The organism is Shewanella hafniensis (assembly GCF_019655335.1).
GTDB lineage: Bacteria > Pseudomonadota > Gammaproteobacteria > Enterobacterales > Shewanellaceae > Shewanella > Shewanella hafniensis.
On record NZ_BPFD01000030.1, the window covers coordinates 19,462 to 39,144 of the forward strand.

Sequence of the window (19,683 nt, forward strand, 5' to 3'; positions counted from 1 at the left end):
CAGTGAGCATATTCAACACAGAGGGAAGCTAAATGGTACGTTTCAGTGTTTTGGATCCTTGGACCGATCCCCGTGGCGGCGAAATCGAGCGGGTTCGGATCGACAATGGCATACTCGCATTAGAAGTCATCAGCTTAGGCGGAATTATCCGCGCTCTGTGGACCCCAGATAAACACGGCGAACGTGCCAATATCGTCCTTGGTTGTGACAGCGCCGAAGATTACCTGACGCAATCGGCTCATTTAGGTGCCATTGCAGGCCGCTTTGCGAATCGCATCGCTAACGGCAAAATGCACTATCAAGGTCAAGATTATCAACTCGATGTCAACCAAGCGACCAACTGTTTACACGGCGGCCGTGAAGGATTTAACCGTAAAAACTGGCACTTAGGCCAACTGCCCGATGGTGTGCGCTTGACCTTAATGAGTCCAGACGGCGACATGGGTTTTCCCGGTAATTGCACGGTTCAGCTAGATTACCGCCTGGCAGGCAATAATCTCTATGTGGAGATCTTAGCCTCAGTGGATAAAGCCTGCCCCGTGAGCTTAACCCAGCACAGTTATTTCAACCTCGATGGTTCAGAGACCAATCACGAGCATTTGATGCAAATTGATGCCAAGCGTTATCTCACCATGAATGATGTCAGTGTTCCCACTGGGATTGCCGAGACGGCAGGGTCGATTTTCGACTTGAGTCAGCCGATACGTTTAGGCGACAAACTGCATGCCGCAGAACTCGCAAGCACGCGCGGTTATGATCACTGTTATATGATGAATGATCCAAGCGGTTCACTTGCCCGCTTTGGCTGTTTAAGCAGTCCAGTGAGTGGTCGCGCTATGACGGTTTATACCAATCAACCGAGCGTGCAGCTCTACTGCGCTAACTTTTTAGATGGCACTGTAGGTCGCAATCAACAGGTATTAAATCAACATCATGGCGTGTGTTTAGAGCCGCAGATGCTGCCAGACTCACCGAATCAAGGCGAGCGCTTTGGTGATGATGTTTGGTTAGTACCTGGCAAGGTTTATCACCACATCAGCCGATATCAGTTCGATGCCGATGCGTAACCATTGCCTATAAAATAGCAATAAATTAACGGTAAATGGGGGCACGCTAAAATAGCGATGAATTGAGGTTAACACTCGGTTTCGCGGAAGGAAATAAAGCGATAAGGAATAAAATAAGCCCTATTTTATTCCTTACACTCACAGTGTTAGCCCTTAAGCCGACACTGTGTTAATCATCAAAATCATCGCCCCAATCATCGTCAAAATCCACGCCTACGGCATCGGATTCCACTTCTGGTTCAACTTCAGGCTTTGCCTTACGTACAGGCGCAGTTTCCTTCACGTTGTTTAGGTCAATACGAGCTTGATGCTTACTCATGAATTGAGCTCTAGCCGCCTTCCATGCACCACTAAACTTAGCCTCAGCAGCTTTTAACGCAGCCTCATCTAAGTCGTATAGGTTCACTTTGACTATATCTTCCACATACTCAATGATCGCATCGCGATCGGTATTGTATAGGTAGATACGTCCTGGGGAGGCATCGGGCAGCTGGTTGTCATGGACGACAATCGCGTTGCCTTTCGATGTTCTCAGCTCACCATACCAAACCTGTTTCTTTGCTGTGTTATACATATATGCTAATACCCTTAAATCAACACATACACTATGAGTTTTTTAGCCTGAATAAGCGAAGTATCGCTTGCTTTGATCCACGAATAGCGCCGGAAAGTCTCTGACGTTTTCAACTGGGTATTTTTACAGAATATTTCCGATAATCAATGCCTCATACCATGAAATTTTCACTAATTACGTATTAATTTCTGCCAAAGTACCCAAAAAGTTTAATCATTAACGACTTTAGTCTAAAAAATCGACGCGGCAAGTTTTATTCCCAATAAAAAGCAATCATATCGACTATGTTCGATGGGCTTAAACTTTGCGATTCGAAGTTGCCGTTCGAGGTTACTGCAAGGTTAAGCATCAGGTTTAACCATGACGATTTAACGACAGTCGCGCAAACGGCTATTTACCACTGCGTTACTCAGCCACACTTTTGCCTGAAAGATCGCAGACTGACATCGAATGGCAGCGACCTAAACCAGCTCGCTGCCAAGCCAAGGTGCCTAATCTAAATAACAGTCAATACCACCTTGCCCCTGTGCTCACCCGACTCCATCAGCGCATGGGCTTTCGCGGCTTCGCCTAATGGAAAGGTCGCAAAAATATTCGGCACAATTTTATGGGCATTTAACAGTGGCCAGACTTTCTCAAATAATTCGGCGGCAATCGCTGCTTTTGCCTCCACGCTTTGCGGTCTTAAGGTCGACCCTGTCCACATAATGCGTTTTGCCATCAGGCGGAAAATCTCGACTTCAGCCTTAGGCCCGCGCTGCATCGCCACCGACACCATACGACCGTCCATCGCCAAGGCTTGTAAATCGAGGTTAATAAAATCGCCACCCGCGATATCAAAGACCACGTTTACCCCCTTATCTTGGGTGAGCGCCATGACGGGCTCAACAAAGTTGTGGGTGCGATAGTTGATGACTTCAGCCGCCCCAAGACTCAAGCAATAATCGCGCTTCTCATCTTGCCCCGTCGTCGCTATCACTGTTGACCCTAAGGCGCTGGCGAGTTGAATGGCCGTACTACCAATACCGCCCGAGCCGCCATGGATCAGTACCGTCTCGCCCGCTTTCAGTCCCGCACGCATAAACAGGTTGCCCCATACGGTAAAGAAGGTTTCTGGCAGCGCAGCGGCCTGCACATAACTAAAGCCCGTTGGGATAGGCAAACAGTGGGCGGCATAGGTGAGCGCATACTCGCCATAACCCCCGCCAGGCACTAAGGCGCAAACCTTGTCGCCGATTTGCCATTGGCTCACGCCTTCACCTAGGGCGCAAATATCCCCCGCGACTTCAAGCCCAATAATGAGTGATGCACCCGGTGGCGGTGGATACGCGCCCACCCTTTGTTTGACATCGGGGCCATTCACTCCAGCTGCATGTACGCGGATCAACACTTGACCAGCGGCGGGGACTGGCAGAGGCGAGCGCGATAATTGCATCACCTCGGGGGCACCGGGTTGCTCAACATAGATATGGGTGTATTCGCTTGGTAAAGCTGACATAAAAGCTCCTTTGGAATGGCATCGACCTCATCGCAGATGGCTTAGCGGTTCGAGTGCTTACTGCGGAAAGTGCATCTAACCTTAATGCGGCTAAGCTAGCGCAAATTCAAGCCAAATAGCCACTCTTATTCAATCAGGCATTTCATAAGGTATGGAGTCCCACAGACTCAGCTTCCGGTGCAAACCCATATAGCAAAAGCTGAACCTAAGCTGAACAAAAAAGATGTATCGAGTAAATATTGAGGTAAATACTAGATATATTAAAAACTTACAGCCATCATTTGAACGCATTATTTGCTAGCTGCGATGTTTGTCGCGCTATTGTTATCACGCAAATAATCCAATGAGGTTTGATGCAAGCTTAGGTTCCACGCATCAAATAACGCCCAAGGAAGATCTGCTTTGCAGACTAGATAACTACGGATACACAATGAAAAACACACTGCTCTTCGCAGCTATTAGCTTAGCTTTTGCGACTCCCGCTCTCGCCCATGACACTCATACGAGTCACCCATTAGGCAGCAACACACCCAGCAATCCACAAGCGCAACCCGCACCACGACCACCCTCGGCGCCCATTAGCCAAATAGAATCCCATAGACAGCTACTGCGAGAGACGCCATTGATGGCATCCCCGAATGAGCCAACTATGACAGAACAGACAATGACAGAACCGCCTAAGATGCATTCACGCAAGAAGCGCGAAGTATCTGAGCAACCGCCACTTAAGTTACAGAGTCGCAGCGCCGCACTGCAGAGCAATGACTGCAGTGACTTTGTCGGTAAATCGGGCCAAGCCCTAGTGGATCAATTGAGCCAATCGACACCCGAGTGCGTCGGTAAGCTCTATAGCCTCAAAGGCAGTGCTGCGACCGCGCTGTTTAGCGAGGCCAATGTGATCAGTGTCGCCAACGCCATTGCCACTAAAGCCAAGGACTACACTGGGGTCGATGTTCAGCATCTTGAATCGCATATTTATTTTGTCCGCGCCGCTCTCTATGTGCAGTTTTACAGCCCAAATGATGTATCCGCTTACAGCAGCGCCGCTAAGGCCAGCTTAAAATCGGCCCTCAACGCTTTATTTGCGAACGCTGCGATTTGGACTGTTTCCGATGACAATGCTGGCGTGTTGAAAGAAGCCTTAATCCTGATTGACTCTGCCGAGCTCGGCGCCGATTTCAATCATGTCACCATTAAAGTGCTAACGGACTACGACGCTAACTGGCAAGCCAGTTTCGCCATGAACGCCGCAGCCAACTCAGTGTTTACCACCTTATTCCGCGCCCAGTGGAATGATGACATGCAGGCGCTGTTCGCTCGTGACCAAGGCATTTTAGATGCGCTAAATAACTTCCAACTCGAACATCGCGACTTGTTAGGTACCAATGCAGAGTATCTGTTAGTTAACTCAGTCAAAGAGTTATCTAGACTGTATTACATTGATGCCATGCGCCCGCGAGTGACTCAGCTGGTTAAAAATATCCTCAGCAGCACCAGCAAAACCGAACCGAGTAAAGTGCTTTGGTACGCGGCGGCAGAAATGGCCGACTATTACGATCGCAGCCATTGTAACGATTACAATATCTGTGGTTTTAAGGCGCAGTTAGAAGCCGATGCCTTACCTTTTAATTGGAAATGCTCCGACAGTCTCAAGATCCGCGCCCAAGATCTCTATCAAGATCAAGCCAAATGGGCCTGTGATGTGCTGACCAGTCAAGAGAGCTATTTCCACAGTAAGCTAGAAACAGGCATGCAACCCGTGGAGCAAGATAACAACGATGACTTAGAGCTAGTGATCTTTGGCAGTTCGTCTGAGTATAAATCCTTAGCCAACAGTATCTTTGGCATCAATACTGACAACGGCGGCATGTACCTTGAGGGCTCGCCCGCCGGACTCAAAAATCAGGCGCGTTTTATCGCCTATGAAGCCGAATGGCGCACGCCGGATTTCCATGTCTGGAACCTGCAACACGAATATGTGCACTACCTCGACGGGCGCTATAACCTGTTTGGTGACTTTAGCCGCGGCACTTCGGCCAATACTATTTGGTGGATTGAAGGCCTAGCAGAATACATTTCTTACCGTGACGCCAATACCGCGGCCATTGCCATGGGCGAAACCGGTGAGTTTATGTTGTCGACCATATTCAAAAACAACTATGAATCGGGCCAAGACCGTATCTACCGTTGGGGTTATCTGGCGGTGCGCTTTATGTTTGAGCATCACAGGGACGATGTAAGACAGATTCTCGCCTACCTACGTAACGACCAATACGCGGAATATCAAACCTTTATGGATGGTATCGGTACACGTTACGACAACGAGTGGCAAGGTTGGCTCGCCAGCGGCTTGAGCACGGCTGACAATGGCATTGTCGATAAAGGCCCAAGTGATGTCGATGCTGAGCCCAGTGGCCGTGAAGGTAACTGGACTGGTCCTGCGGGCACTATCAGTAAGGATTACTCGCCTTGCCAAGTGACGAACGAAGCCTACCGTTACACAGAATCGGCCAGCCTGAAAATCGATGTGCCGATGGAATGTATCGATTCAAAACTCGGCCGCGCCAGTTTTAGCTTCACTAATACCGATCGCTCGGCCCAAGATCTTTGGATCAAGATTGGCGGTGGTTGGGGTGATGCCGACATTTATTTCGATTCTAGAGGCTGGGCAAGCCCAGAACAAAACCAAGGCGCGGGGATCGGCAATGGTAACTATCAAGTCATTAAAGTGCAGTTAAACCCTGACGAATATTGGCACTACATTACCTTGTCGGGGGACTTTGGCGGCGTCGACATGCAAGTCAGCACCACTGAGCTGTTCGCTGATGTCGATCCCGATCTGGGAGATGGCGGCGTGGATCCTGAGCCACCAGCAAATTGCGGTGCAGTGACCTTAGACTATGGCCAGCTCACACTGGGCAAAAACGAGTGCATCAGTGGTGGACGCAACAGCTTCTACTTCTGGGTTGAGGAAGATAATAGCCAGTTCACCGTCACCACTAAGGGCGGCGCAGGGGATGCCAATCTTTACTTCAATGCCAGTCAGTGGGCCGACGCCGATAATGCCGATGCCAAGAGCACTCAAGTGGGTAATCAAGAGTCGCTTAGTTTTAGTGCCAATCGCGGCTGGCGTTATATCACAGTGGATACTGCCACTGAGTTTAGCGGCGTCACTCTCACCCTCAATGCTGGTGCAAGCAACACGCCTACGCCAGCTCTCATCGCCAATGCCTGCGCGACGCAATCCCCCTTGAGTCATGGTGAGCTGAGTTCAGGCAAAGCCATCTGCACCGCCGATGGCCGCAGCGATTACTATCTTTGGGTGCCAGAAGGTACGAGTCAGTTAAGCATCAACTCTGCCCACGGCAGTGGTGATGTGAGCCTGTTTTCGGGGACGACTTGGGCCAATGCTCAACACTTCGATGCAGCGTCTGTCACGCCTGCTAACACTCAAGAAAGTATCACAGTCGATGCGCCAAACGTGGGGTGGTATTACATCACAGTGCAGAGTGAACCCCAGAGTTCGGGTGTCGCACTGCAAGTCGATTTACGCTAGTTGGCTATCGTTGTTTAAGCCAGAACGTTTAAATCTGCTTATTCAACTCTAGCCACTTAACACTAGAGGCTTAAATCAAGTATTTGAATAAATAGCAAAATCCCTGCCATGGCAGGGATTTTTATTGGCTAAATGCTAACGAATACTCTTTTATATAAACATGAGGTTATAAGCGCAGCTGTTCAAGCACTTGCACTCTGTCCTTGGCCTTTGCTTCATAGTCGTTTGAAAATCGCTCTGCCATTTCAATGCTCTGCTGATAAAGCGTTAACGCTGTTTTCGCATCGACCGCGCCGCCCTCGCCTTTATCTAATAAGGTTGCAAGCTGGAAGTAAGCATTGCCTAAAATGTCCGCCTGCAAACCTTGCTTGGCACCCAGCGTCGTCACTCTTGCTAACCAGTAGCGCGCGTTAACTGCATCTCGATGGGTTTCCGATAACAAGATATTGGCAAGTTCGGCTGCGGCGTAGAGATCCCGCTCGGCTGCAATCTGCCAAAACTCCGCACCCGCAGCAAAATTATCTGCCAAATAGTAATAATCGCTGGCCGCCGCATGGGCCAGTTCAGGCTTAGCCTTCACACTCAGGCGATAATTTTCCAGCGCGGCGTTAGCATCAAAATACGGTGAATAGGGTAACACTTGATAGAAAGCCATCAGGCTGCTTGCCTCAGGCAATCCTTGGTCAACTAATTGATTTAACTGCTGCCACGCTTGCGTTTCTCTAACCTTATCCTCACCCGTATTAACGAGGCCACGCTCAATAACCGATAAAGGTAAACGGATTAACTCAAGCTTTGCCGTGTTATCACCAAAGCTTGCGGCGCGCTCCAGCCAATAGGTTTTTTCATCATTTCGCCCCGCGTAACCGGCTTGATCTCGCATCCAGTGCAAGGCCTCAATATCGCCCGCCTCTGCGGCTTCGCGGTAATACTTTAGCGCCTTAGCCTCGTCCTTAGGCAAGGCGTGCCCAAGCTCATAGATACGCGCCAATAAGCGCTTGTCTTCGGCCTTGGCACTTTGAGCTAAGGTCTTGATTTGTGATTCAGGTTTACCATAGGCATACAGTTTCACATCACCGTTAGCATAAGCATATTGAGTACCGTCGGGATACTTCACCTCCACCGCATCGGGCTGATACCAGACATCGACTTCGTAATGCTCGGCAATCTGTGGATTGAAGTTCACCCGCATCACCGCCTCATCGCCACGCCGAACGGCCTGAGTATACGGGCTGGCCCACAGGCTAGCAGTGCGCTGTAGGCTACTCTTCAGCCGTGCCTCGAAGGGTTTGTCTTCCTCTGGATAATGAATAAAAACCGGATAGTAGACTGGCGCTAACGATAACGGCGTGGTCGCCAGCAGCGAGTTATCCGCCTCACTACCCGCACGGATGGGATCGATATTAAGTTCATGGCTTAAATAAAAATCATCGTGGGGTGACACTTGAGTCGGCAACCTAGTTTGGCTGGCAGCCTTAGATGCATCTACCAAAGTGCGCTGCAACTTGGCGAGGTAATCCCGTTGCAGCGTTTTAGCTCTCTGCCACAGCGGGTGGTTCGGCAGTATAGTCACATCGAGCATTAAATCCTCAAGCCGCCACTGACAATCACCACCGCCATTTAAGGCTAAGGGCAGCGAAAACTCACTCGCTTTGCTACCACTGCTAATCACTTGCCGCAGCACTGAGGTTTTTTCGAGTGTGGCGCGGTAGGGATTCGCGAGATCGCCACTGGGAAAACGAATTTCCTTGCGGGTACAAATCGATGAGGCGTAATAACCGACCAGTTCTAATTGCGTATTGGCGGGCAACACACCGACAAACTCGAAACGCTGGCTGCCCGCCGGCGCCGTCACTTGATCGACCGGTAACTCACTGCGAAACAAGGCCTGCCAAAAAGAGGCCATGACCGGAGAGGCAAACATCAGCCCAGCCGAGCAAGCCAGATACAGGGGCGCCCGATGAAAACACTGTAACAAACTCATAATGCCAGCTCTCCGTCGCTGATGAGGCCACTCGCACTCAACACTCTCTCAAATACTGCAATGATCACTCGACAAAAAAATTAAGCCAACGCGCTTAGCTATTGGCTTAAATCATAACGTATTTATGGGCAAGTTGAACCCATGTAGTGGATCTAGGCTCGATCAACCCCAACCAACCTGCGACTAAACTTTAGCACTGCGCAGCCCAGCAAGCACATCCTTAGCTTTGAGTTCGGCCATAGCAACATAGGCCACAGGCACCACAAATAACGAGAAGAAGGTCCCCGTCATTAAGCCTCCGACTAAGACTAAGCCTATGTTGGCTAACCCTAATGAACCAGGCCCAGAAGCCAGCGCTAAAGGAATGGCACTTAAAATCATGGTTAAAGAGGTCATTAAAATCGGCCTTAAGCGCGATTTAGCACTGCTTAGCGCCGACTCAATCGCACTCAAGCCTTGGTCCTGTTGCTTATTGGCAAACTCCACCAGCAAGATGCCGTGTTTAGTCACGAGTCCCACTAAGGTTAATAACCCTATCTGCGAGTAGATATTCACGCTCTGGCCAAACAAAGCTAAGGTCAGCAGCGCGCCAACAATACACAGGGGCACAGTCAGTAAGATAATTAAGGGATCGACGAAGCTTTCAAACTGCGCGGCCAAAATCAAATAGATAAACACCAGTGCCAGCAAAAATAGCGACTGAGTGCCCGCCTGCGAATCCATTAAATCTTTCACTACCCCATTGTATTTAAAGCCTTGGGCGTCATTGAGCAGCGTTGGCAGTTGCTCGTCTAAATAGGCTTTAATTTCATTGGTGGAATAGCCGGGCATAATATCTGCCGTCAGCTCGGCGCTATCAAGGCCCATAAAGGTCTTAATGTTCGACTCTGCCGTAGTCTGCTTAATCGACACAAACTGCGATAACGGCAATGCTTGCCCCGATTCTGAGGTGACGTACAGCTTATTCAATACTTTGAAATCACTGAGCTTATCTAAGTTTACTTGCACTTGAATGGGATAGGTAAAGCCATCGGTGGCATGTAAGTCCGCCGCTTTGACTGAGCCAAGGAAGGTAGAAAGCGCATTCGTCACATCGCCATAACTAACCCCCGAGAGGATAATCGCATTGCGATCGATAGATAAATCGTAGCGTAGTTGATCCCTCAGTACCGAGTTACCGACGTTGTTCAGCCCTGGATAATCCTCGAGTAACTTTTGCACTTTGGCGGCGGTGTTGTTCAGCTCATCCTTATTGCGATCTAAGGTCGTTAACTCTAAGCGCAGATTATTGGCAATACTGAGGTTATCCGCCGAGCGAATGCTAAAGGACATGTTGTAAGCAGAAACGCTCTCCTTCGATTTAGTCATCAAGTCGCTGATCACCTCATCTATCCCCTCGCTGCGCTCACCCCAAGGTTTGAGCAGCACATGGTTTACTGGCTCGCCCTCGATGTAAGACAAGTTCGCTCCAACGGCAGAATGCTCGTCCATCACGCCATTAAGCTCAGCATTATGGTTCAGATGATACTGGCGACCCACACCCGTTGGGCCATTGGACGCCACATCAATAAAACCAGAATCTTCCGCGGGTAAAAGTATTTTCGGCAGCTGCCAGTAGGCTATGCCCGCAAGACCGACAAGCACCACTGCCGCGCCGAGCATTAAACGCTTACGACCGAACCACTTATCCAGCTCTTTGATATACAAATCATTTAACTGCTGCAGCGCATGCTCGACTCGGCTAAACCATTTAGGCTGCTGCTCAGTGGTATTGATAAGATAGGCGCTCATCATAGGCGACAAAGTTAACGCCACCACACCAGAGATCATCACGGCAGCGGCCAAGGTGAAGGAGAATTGCCGAAACAGATCGGCGGTTAACCCCGACATGAGTCCTATCGGCAGATACACGGCGGCGAGCGTTAACGTCATCGCAATGATAGGGAAAATGATTTCCTGACAGCCTTTAATCGCCGCGTTAAAAGGGGTTTCACCGTTTTCGATATGGCGATAGCAGTTTTCCACCACCACAATAGCGTCGTCCACCACCAGACCGATGGCCAAGATTATTGCCAGAATAGTGAGCACATTGATGCTAAAACCCAGCGCCGACATCACGGCAAACACGCCGATCACACACACAGGAATGGTAATAATCGGGATCGACGCCGCCCGCAGGCTACCTAAAAATAGCACCACAATTAAGGATACTAAGATCACCGCCTCAATCAGCGCGGAAAAACCTTCGTCGATGGAAGCCTCGATAAAATCGGCCTGATTGTAGGCCAAGGTCATTTCTAACCCTTGGGGCAAATGCTGCTGCATACGCGCAATTTCGGCCTTAATGTTCGAGGCCACTGTCACAGGGTTAGCATTACTCAAAGGTAAAATTTGCAACGACATGGCACTGTGTCCGCCAATGGACAACAGACTCGGCGACAGGCTTTCTTCGCCCATCACCACATCGGCGACATCGGCCACACGGATGATCTTGCCCTCGCTGACCTTAATCACCAGATCCTTCACGTCTTCAAGCGTTTCAACTTGATTCAAAGGGTTAATCGAGAAATCCCGCGACTTACCTTTGATCGCCCCCGAGGTAAAACTGGCATTGTAAGAGCCTAACGTGCCCACCACATCGGCAGCTTTAATATTCAACGCCTTCATTTGTTCAGGATTGAGCCAGACTCTGACCGCCTTTTGTGAGCCGCCATAGGGTCCCCAAACAGCACCAACGCCTTGAACTTGTTTGAGTTGCGGCACTAGCTGCTGGCTAATGTAGTCGTACATAGCCTGCTTTTCCATGCCACCCACGTTCACAAAGGTGATGATATTACTGGCCGAATCCGTGGCCGAGGTATCGTCGGTAACGGTCGGTTTATCTATCATGCTCTGGGGGAAATCGTTAATCCCTTCGACGCTGCTACGCAACTTATTCATTAAGTTGGTGTATTCGATATCGCTGGTATCGTCATTGAATTTAATGGTTAACGAGCAGCGACCTTCGCTACAGTCGGTCGACATAGTATCGACCTTGTCTATGCCCGAAGCCGCCGCAATTAACTTATCGGCCACATTGCTCGACATAAAATCGGCGCTAGCCCCAGCAATCGATGCATTCACAGATGCCGAGTGGGTGGTGTGCTCAGGAAAATATCGGATATCGAGTTTTTGAAAGGCAATCAAGCCCAGTAACACTGCCATGATGCTGAGCACGGAGGCGAAGATAGGATGGCGAATACAGACTTCGGGTAAACGCATTATTCGGCCCCCTCAGTGCTGGGCTCAGCGCTTAGCGCTTCGACCGCACCAGAGTTAACACTGGAGACAGTGGCTTTATCTGCCGCGCTTTTGTCCCGAATGACTTTGATCTTGCTATCGGCCTTGAGGTTTTGCATACCCGTTTTAACCACGAGATCGCCTTCGGCTAAACCTTCGGTTACAACCGCATAGCCATCATTAGTGTTTTGCGCGAGTTTAACCACTTGTTTTACGGCGCTATCGCCGCGCACTAACCAGACAAAGCGTTCGTCATTATTGGCGATAATTGAATTTTGCGGCACTAATAAGTGTTTAATATCATTGCTGTAGAATTGCTTAATATTGGCGAACATACCGGGCGCCAGTTTGAACTCAGGGTTATCGAGGGCGGCGTGTACCTCAACTCGTCCTGAACTTTCATCCACCGCAGGGGCCACATAGTTAACTAACCCATTGAACACCTTATTACCATAGGCTTCAACGGTGACATTCACCTTCTGGCCTTTTTGTGCCTTACCTAAATCCTTCTGGCTAATGGCATAACGGACTTCGACCGGATTTAAACTATAAAGGGTGACTAAGGCGGTACCTGCGCCAATTTGGCTGCCGATGGACTGACTAAAGCTTGTTAGCTGACCGTCGAAGGGGGCTTTGATCAAGTAGTCGTTCATGGTTGCTTGTTTCTGACGAAAATCGGCATCAGCCAGATTCACATTTTCCCGCAGTTCATCCACATCTTGCTTGGAGAGTGCAAATGGCTCTTTGATTAACAGGTCTTCAATCCGTTCAAGCTTTGTTTTTGCCAGTGCTAAGGTGCTTTTGGCCTTGTCTAAATCAGCCTTGGCCTTAGTGTTATCTTGCTCGGCAATCACTTGGCCCTTCGTCACTTTGTCGCCGTTACTAAAATGGATAGCACTGATTTTTTCACTGGCATTAAAGTTGAGGATCGCCGAATCGATGGCGTTAATTTTACCGACTTCGTTGACGATATCGGCAAAGGCAGTTTCTTGAATGGCCTCGACCGTCACAGGGATAACGTCGATCTTATCCGCCGCTGATACAGCTATAGGGGTTAAGGTGAAAAGACTCGCCAGTAGAAACGTCAAAGGCGCGATTAAGGGCGCCTTTGGAAGATTGTGGGGCTGGCTTTTAAATGAAATATCGCATGCACTGCGTGCTCGTTTTGTCACTATTTGTGTAAACATCGTTTGTATAAACATAGTATGCAAACCTATTGTTCTTACTATTCAACGGACATCCTATCCGACAACAGCAAACCGGATTGAACCCAAGACTAATACCCAGTCCTCCAAAGTGCTTATTCAGCAATTTGAGGTTATTTGGGTATACAGCCTATAGGCATAATCCCTGTCAGTGCCAGTAAAAATACTGTTACACATTCAAACAAAACAATGAGTTAACGCAAAACCTAATCGAAAAAACTTAAATCACACAAAATCACATAAACCACAACAAACTAGAAACAGATGTAAAGCCAGCCTGTTAGCAAGCCACTATTTGCCTTTTAGCAGGGCTCCGATGGCCTTTTTCACGTCTGCAAAACAGGGGCGCTGAGTCACATCTAACTGCATACATTCGTCTTTAATCGCACTCAATTTTTTATAGTATTCAGGGCCAACCGAGCCACTCACATAAGCCAACAGATCTTCAATCAAGCAGCCCAGCGCCCGCACTTCAATCGCCTCCATCGCCAAGCGCTCGACTGTAGACAGATTGCGTAAATTGGATGCCGCGCCAAAATCACCAAACAACAAGTTCATCTGTTGATTAACCATAATGTTATGGGCGTAGACATCGCCATGGCTCACTTGCTTAGCGTGCATGTGCGCCATCGCATCGGCGAGTTGGAATGCCATCATTGCCACCTCATCAAGGCTGAACTGAGTATCGGCATGAAAAGTATCGCGGGTGCAACTTGCTAAGCTTGGCGGTAAGCCTAAATTGCTAAACCCCGGCGGGATAAGCTCCATCACTAAGCCCAATTGATCTTTTTGGCTGATGTGCGCGACCACCTTGATAAGGCTCGGATGATCTCCCGTTGTTAGGCAGCAATCTAACTCGTCGGCGGGATAACCATCGCTGGTCACTTCACCCTTAAAGAGTTTTACCGCAATCTGCGATGAACCCGTCATGGCGACCATGGCTTGATTCAACCAATCGCCTCGATAAATCACCCCAGAGGCGCCTTCACCCAGTTTTTCTGCCAACTTAATATCATCCAGAGTCACATTCACCACAGTGGCCACATCGGCATGGGGATCGACTAAGGTATGGCTGAACGGATTACCCGCAAACGCGAGCCAAGTTAACTTAGGCAAACCCAATAGCCAAGCTGGCAGCGCTTGCAGTTGATTGGCCGATAGGCGCACTAATTCTAAGTTACGGCAATTGGCCATCGACTCGGGCAAAACCGTTAACCGATTGCCCGCTAAGGCTAATTTTTGTAGACGAGGTAAATCGCCCATAGCCGCAGGCAAGGTTTCGATTTGGTTATCGGTAAGAATGAGCCAGCGAGTTTGCAGCGGTAACGCGGCGGCAGTCACAGTACGGATTTGATTCGCCTTAAAGCCAATCATCTCTAAACTTTCACAGCGTCCTAATGCCTCGGGTAAGTGTTCGAAACGGTTATTAGAAGCAAAGATGATCTTTAAACGCGATAATCGGTACAGGTCCTCGGGCAAAGTATTCAATTGATTATTCGATAAATCGAGGATTTCGAGGGTATCGGCTAAGTCAAAAATCTCCCGCGGAAACTCGGTTAACTCCTCGACCAATTGTAAACGCGTGATCCCTTGTAACTGCCCTGCTCTTAACTGCGCTAACGTCTGCACTTTGCTACCCAAGTCAATGAAAAATCGCCGCTATGGTAGCGCATTAATGGCTAAAGCTAAACGCAAGATATCCAGCCAAAGGGCGGCACAATCGGCGCTAAACGGGCGTTAAGCAGGCGTTAGGCGGGCGCTGCAAATAGGGGGAAACCGTGGGGGAGCTATCCAGAAACGCGAAAACAGATTAGCATGTGCACCAATATGGAATGCCCAGTTAACTCATCACAGGACAATCATGCGGAAACATTTTCGCCAAACGCACTCTTTTACAGTGCTAATGCTGGCCATGTTCGTGGCCCAATTGAGCGGTTGCGCGACCACGTCGGCAAGCCCATCAACCACAGAATTCAATGCCCCAGCAAATGATGTGAGTAACGCTAACGAGCACTCGCCACAACACCAGCAGCACACGCCACCTGCTGTGGTTGAGCAGTACAGCGACGTTTGGGAAAAGATCCAACACGCCAACACCATTGACGTACATGACGATGCCGAAGTGCGCAAACAGCGTAACTTTTTCGATGATAAACAGAAATTTATGAACCAAGTCGGCGAACGCGCCGAACCCTTTTTGTATTACATTGTCAGCCAGCTCGAAGCCCGTAACATGCCATTAGAATTGGCGTTATTACCCATAGTCGAAAGTGGTTACAATCCACTGGCACAGGCAAACGGCCCAGCTGGACTGTGGCAGATGATCCCCGCCACTGGGCGTAATTTTGGCTTAACGGTTAACTCTGCCTACGACGGTCGCAAAGATGCACTGGCCTCAACCGATGCCGTGCTCGACTATCTACAGCATTTGTACGACACCTTAGACAAAGACTGGATCAACGCTGTCGCCGCCTACAATACCGGTGAATTGGTGATTAAAGCCGCCATCGACAAGAATAAAGCCAAGGGCAAACCAACGGACTTTTGGTCGCTGGGCATTCCGGCCAAACGCGTACAAACTGTGCCTAAGTGGCTGGCCTTTATTCAAATTATTCGCGCACCCAATCATTACAATCTAAAAGTGCGACCGATTGCGAACCGCCCTTTCTTAGATAGAGTCCCTGCGCCCAATGGCGTGGATATCGGCCAAATCGCCAATGCGGCAGGGCTGAGCAAGGCAGAATTTAAAACCTATAACCCGGGCTTTCGCCAAGGCGTGATCCCGAGCAAAGGCAAATATCAGATCGCCTTACCGCTGGAAAACATAGGCCAATATCAAGAAAATCACGACAAACTCTACGCCCAAAAACGCTATGACAGCCAAAGCTATATCGTTAAGTCCGGCGACAGCCTAGGCACAATCGCGGCTAAGTTTGATACATCAGTCAAGGCATTAAAACAGGCTAATAACCTGACCTCTGATCGCCTCAAAATCGGCCAAGAGCTCACACTCTTAACGCCAATGGCAGCCAATGATAATGAGCCAGAACCCGCTAAAGCCAACACTAAGGCCGATAGCAAAGCCAAGTCATCGACCAAAACAAATGCCAACGGCACTAAGGCCAACGGCTCAAAATCGGCCGATAAGCCAACGGTAAAAGCCAAAACCTACAAGGTAAAATCCGGCGATTCACTGGATAAAATCGCCCGTAAGAATAAGGTCAAACTGGCTGATTTAATGAAGTGGAACCAGCTCAATGGCAAGAGCATTATTAAGCCAGGCCAAGAGCTGAAAATCAGCGAATAACGCTTGCGATATTAACTGCAAAAAAAGCCCAACAAAGCGCCAATTAAAAACGCTGTGTTGGGCTTTTTGCTATCCCAGTGCCAGAGTTAACTATTACCTAAACATTGTGGCCCAGTTAACCTCACATTGACTCCCAGACAATGACTTCCAGATAATGACTCCAAAACAAACCACTCCAAATGCAGCGCCGTTATTTTGTGTCCTTCTTCGCTAAACCGAGGGGATATAATTGCTGCTTAAACATGCCAACGGGCATGTAATCACCGACGACACCATATTGCTCTGGCCACTCTTTCTGACCTCGAACTGCGGTTCCAAAGAGGTAATCTAAAAATGAAAAATGGGCGGCATAGTTACGATCTATAGCCGCCTTATCGGAAGCATGGTGCCAATGGTGGAACTGCGGGCTGACGATTAAGTAACGTAGCCAACCGAAGTTAACTTGGACATTGGCATGGTTAAATACCGCCTGTACGCCAACGATAATGACATAAATACTGATGATATCTTTGGAGAATCCCAAGATAAAAATCGGCGTAAGTACTAGACAGCGGGTGGCGATCAACTCAAACATATGTTGCCTTGATCCCGCCAGCCAATCTAAATGCTTGGCGCTATGGTGTACCGAATGGAAACGCCACAGGAATGGGATCTCATGGTAAGCGCGATGCGCCGCATATTGCATTAAATCGGCGACCAATAGAATCAACAGCAGTTGCAACACAAAGGGCAGACCCGCGATAAAGCTTTGCACTGTGCTGGAAATGGCCCAAGAAAAGGTCGACTGCACAAATTGATTCGTCACCAATAATACAAATCCAATCGCTAAATGATTCACCAAAAAATGATTTAAATCCCCTTGCCATTCGGGTCTCAATATTGGCTGTTCAGGTTTATGGGGTAGCCATTTTTCGATAAAAATAAAAATTAAGGTTGAACCTAATAAGTCTAAAATAAACCAATCTAACCCCAGTGAGACCTTATGATTGGCAAAAGGCTCGACCTCGACTTGATGACCACCAAAGGCAATCGCCAAGCTCACAAATACCCAAGCGACAAAGCCAAATCGTTTATTTTTATTTCGAATAAAATTTAATAAACCTAAGCTGCCCGACACCACTAAGGCGACAAATATCAAACTGCGAATAATATCGACGTTATAACTTTGGCGTAATTCGGGGGTAGTCAGGTATTCAGGGAAATGAAACGCCAATACACCTAAAAACGATAATATGGCTAACATGCACGCTATGGTGCCGCTAATACTGCCTTCACCAATTTGGAAATGGCCGTCTTTAAATCCTTTGCTAATCACAGTGAACTCCTTTTCCTATGCTGCTCGCGTTATCCACACAACCACCACTCAGCTTAATTTTTGCCGATTAGCCTACATTAACCCCACTGCCACAATCAATAAAAAGCGCTACCTAAGTAGCGCTCTTGTATTAGCTAAGTTCACTCACCTTAACGGTTAGAGCTCAATCAAGTTATAACCAAAGCTAGTGGCAGCATCTTTATTCAGCACCATAGTGACATTATCTTCATTGCTGAAATCCATTAAATCGGAGGCATAGACAACGGTTTTAGTGCCGTTTTCGACTGCGATGACTTTAATAGAATATTCGCCTGCAGGTACAGTCACTGACTGAGGGCTAGCTGGGTTGACCGCAGTGATTTTATTTACCGCAGTTTCAATCGTGTCATTTGCTTTTAAGAAATATACAGTGAGATTACTTTTATCGGCAAAACTCACGATGTCAAACTTAAAGCTATAGGGACTTGGCGTCTGAGTTTGCTTCATCTCCATCGCCTTCACTTGGCTGCCCTGCTCTGTCGCCTGCTCGTAAATGAAAATGGTTTTAATATCATCTTGATTAAGGGTGATCAGCACATTGTCGAGTAATTTAGCTTGGCTTGTATGGTCAAGTACGCTCACACCAAAGTCATTAAACTCGGCGCCTTGGTAAGCTGTTACGCCGAAGGGGGCAACATTGCTAAATAGCGCTTCTTGCTTACTACTCACCACTTTCACATCAACATTATGTGTAGCCAAACCGTTGAATACTCTAAAGTCTACACTGCTTTCGAGGGCGACATGGTTACGCACATTGGTGGTTGAGTCGACGCTGTCTAAACTGATTTTAGCGGCTGAAGCGCCAAAGCTTTCCCTTAAAATCAACTTATAAGGCACCTTGGTTTTAAAGTTAATGCTTGCCGTGGTGTAACTGATATTGGTCGTACCCGCCGCAGTCAGATAAATTTTATAGTCGCCCGTATCTAAAATCTGTGGTGTTGAAACCTCACCATAGGAGACGCTGCCTAGCATCACTGCATCGGCAAAGCCTTTATCCGCTTTGGCAATATAGGCATCGTAGGCAGGTGCATCAGTCGCAGTGTGTGCAATCAATAATTGCATCTTGCTCTTGTCCACTTCGGCATTTTGTTTATCGAGCTCGGTACGCGAGTAATTAATATTCAAAAGGGCTGGCGAGGCAAAATCCCCATGCAATACAAAGAAATGGTCGGTTGCCGTTTTTAAATCGATATTCTCTTTGTAGAGTGAAATATCTTTATTTGCCGCATCCTTACCCATCACCTCTACTTCACTCACACCGGGGGTAGATGTAAATCGTGGCATCGCATCTGCGTAGCTCACGCTTTCATAGGTTTTATCGCCAATCTTCAGCGCGGTAGCAGTGCTCCCCACTGTCGCATTATAGAATTGCACATAAGTATCAGTTTTAGAGGTATCCTCATCCTTGTCATTATCAGAACCACCGCAAGCGGTCACGCCTAAACAGGCGAAGGTCAAAACCGCGAATCCCTTTAGCTTACTTTTTATCATTGTTTCCCTCATTAGCAGACAAAAATTCAGTTCAGTCTACGCAGTTATACAATGACAACAATGGCAATTTCCACTAAAAACAAAAACAAATATTTCACAAACTCAAACACTTAACAAACATTTCAATAACACACCAAATACTGATACAAACGCCACTTTTCGGGCTCTTAATTGATACAAATGCGATTACTGATACCTTAGTTCACATCTACAAAAACGCTTCCGCTCCAGAGCAATAAGGCTGGCATATCGAATACCTCTCTTTTAGGCTATTGCGACCATGGAGAAATCATCCACAGTTGGTGCAAACCTTGTTCGGCTTATGCGATTGAGTTACTCTCGCACCGCCAATTAAGCCTTTGGGATGG

Annotated in this window: 11 protein-coding genes; 3 read left to right on the forward strand and 8 right to left on the reverse strand. The window is 48.3% G+C overall.

What is annotated here, in order from left to right:
- The first annotated feature begins 32 nt into the window (after positions 1-32).
- Positions 33-1,067 carry an aldose epimerase family protein gene (locus K5Q99_RS10450; protein WP_220776821.1) on the forward strand — a complete coding sequence of 345 codons (1,035 nt, stop codon included), beginning with the start codon at positions 33-35 and terminating at the stop codon, positions 1,065-1,067.
- Positions 1,068-1,236: 169 nt separating this feature from the next.
- Here K5Q99_RS10450 and K5Q99_RS10455 read toward each other — a convergent pair whose 3' ends face one another.
- Both K5Q99_RS10455 and K5Q99_RS10460 read right to left on the reverse strand, forming a co-directional pair.
- Positions 1,237-1,641 carry a hypothetical protein gene (locus K5Q99_RS10455; RefSeq protein ID WP_220591940.1) on the reverse strand — a complete coding sequence of 135 codons (405 nt, stop codon included), beginning with the start codon at positions 1,639-1,641 and terminating at the stop codon, positions 1,237-1,239.
- A 496-nt stretch (positions 1,642-2,137) separates the two neighbouring features.
- Positions 2,138-3,139, reverse strand: coding sequence for an NAD(P)H-quinone oxidoreductase (locus tag K5Q99_RS10460; RefSeq protein WP_220776822.1), 1,002 nt, complete (start codon positions 3,137-3,139; stop codon positions 2,138-2,140).
- 430 nt (positions 3,140-3,569) lie between these two features.
- On the opposite strand from K5Q99_RS10460, the gene K5Q99_RS10465 reads away from it, so the two are divergent.
- On the forward strand, positions 3,570-6,695 hold the full coding sequence (locus K5Q99_RS10465; protein ID WP_220776823.1) for a M9 family metallopeptidase: 3,126 nt from the start codon (positions 3,570-3,572) through the stop codon (positions 6,693-6,695).
- 166 nt (positions 6,696-6,861) lie between these two features.
- Here K5Q99_RS10465 and K5Q99_RS10470 read toward each other — a convergent pair whose 3' ends face one another.
- From K5Q99_RS10470 to K5Q99_RS10485, 4 genes are all read right to left on the reverse strand, one after another.
- Positions 6,862-8,679 (reverse strand): SEL1-like repeat protein, encoded by a 1,818-nt coding sequence (locus K5Q99_RS10470; protein ID WP_220776824.1) that lies wholly within the window; start codon positions 8,677-8,679, stop codon positions 6,862-6,864.
- A gap of 183 nt (positions 8,680-8,862) precedes the next feature.
- Positions 8,863-11,940 carry an efflux RND transporter permease subunit gene (locus K5Q99_RS10475; protein ID WP_220776825.1) on the reverse strand — a complete coding sequence of 1,026 codons (3,078 nt, stop codon included), beginning with the start codon at positions 11,938-11,940 and terminating at the stop codon, positions 8,863-8,865.
- Positions 11,940-13,160, reverse strand: coding sequence for an efflux RND transporter periplasmic adaptor subunit (locus tag K5Q99_RS10480; RefSeq protein ID WP_220776826.1), 1,221 nt, complete (start codon positions 13,158-13,160; stop codon positions 11,940-11,942). Before K5Q99_RS10480 ends, K5Q99_RS10475 begins: the two co-directional genes overlap by 1 nt.
- Before the next feature lie 294 nt (positions 13,161-13,454).
- Positions 13,455-14,792: a leucine-rich repeat-containing protein kinase family protein gene (locus tag K5Q99_RS10485; RefSeq protein ID WP_220776827.1), complete on the reverse strand. Its 1,338-nt coding sequence runs from the start codon at positions 14,790-14,792 to the stop codon at positions 13,455-13,457.
- A gap of 232 nt (positions 14,793-15,024) precedes the next feature.
- Between K5Q99_RS10485 and K5Q99_RS10490 the strand changes: the two genes are divergently transcribed.
- On the forward strand, positions 15,025-16,470 hold the full coding sequence (locus tag K5Q99_RS10490; protein ID WP_220776828.1) for a LysM peptidoglycan-binding domain-containing protein: 1,446 nt from the start codon (positions 15,025-15,027) through the stop codon (positions 16,468-16,470).
- A 190-nt stretch (positions 16,471-16,660) separates the two neighbouring features.
- Here the strand turns inward: K5Q99_RS10490 and K5Q99_RS10495 are convergent, their stop codons facing one another.
- Positions 16,661-17,782 carry a sterol desaturase family protein gene (locus K5Q99_RS10495; protein ID WP_106651750.1) on the reverse strand — a complete coding sequence of 374 codons (1,122 nt, stop codon included), beginning with the start codon at positions 17,780-17,782 and terminating at the stop codon, positions 16,661-16,663.
- A 159-nt stretch (positions 17,783-17,941) separates the two neighbouring features.
- Entirely contained in the window at positions 17,942-19,315 is a 1,374-nt protein-coding gene (locus K5Q99_RS10500) for a DUF4397 domain-containing protein (protein WP_220776829.1), read from the reverse strand.
- Positions 19,316-19,683: the final 368 nt, after the last annotated feature.

What these genes read in the sequence shown, in the direction of transcription:
- K5Q99_RS10450 (WP_220776821.1), top strand. Translation starts at nt 33, where the DNA reads ATGGTACGTTTCAGTGTTTTGGATCCTTGGACCGATCCCCGTGGCGGC.
- K5Q99_RS10455 (WP_220591940.1), bottom strand. Translation starts at nt 1,641, where the DNA reads ATGTATAACACAGCAAAGAAACAGGTTTGGTATGGTGAGCTGAGAACA.
- K5Q99_RS10460 (WP_220776822.1), bottom strand. Translation starts at nt 3,139, where the DNA reads ATGTCAGCTTTACCAAGCGAATACACCCATATCTATGTTGAGCAACCC.
- K5Q99_RS10465 (WP_220776823.1), top strand. Translation starts at nt 3,570, where the DNA reads ATGAAAAACACACTGCTCTTCGCAGCTATTAGCTTAGCTTTTGCGACT.
- K5Q99_RS10470 (WP_220776824.1), bottom strand. Translation starts at nt 8,679, where the DNA reads ATGAGTTTGTTACAGTGTTTTCATCGGGCGCCCCTGTATCTGGCTTGC.
- K5Q99_RS10475 (WP_220776825.1), bottom strand. Translation starts at nt 11,940, where the DNA reads ATGCGTTTACCCGAAGTCTGTATTCGCCATCCTATCTTCGCCTCCGTG.
- K5Q99_RS10480 (WP_220776826.1), bottom strand. Translation starts at nt 13,160, where the DNA reads ATGTTTATACAAACGATGTTTACACAAATAGTGACAAAACGAGCACGC.
- K5Q99_RS10490 (WP_220776828.1), top strand. Translation starts at nt 15,025, where the DNA reads ATGCGGAAACATTTTCGCCAAACGCACTCTTTTACAGTGCTAATGCTG.
- K5Q99_RS10500 (WP_220776829.1), bottom strand. Translation starts at nt 19,315, where the DNA reads ATGATAAAAAGTAAGCTAAAGGGATTCGCGGTTTTGACCTTCGCCTGT.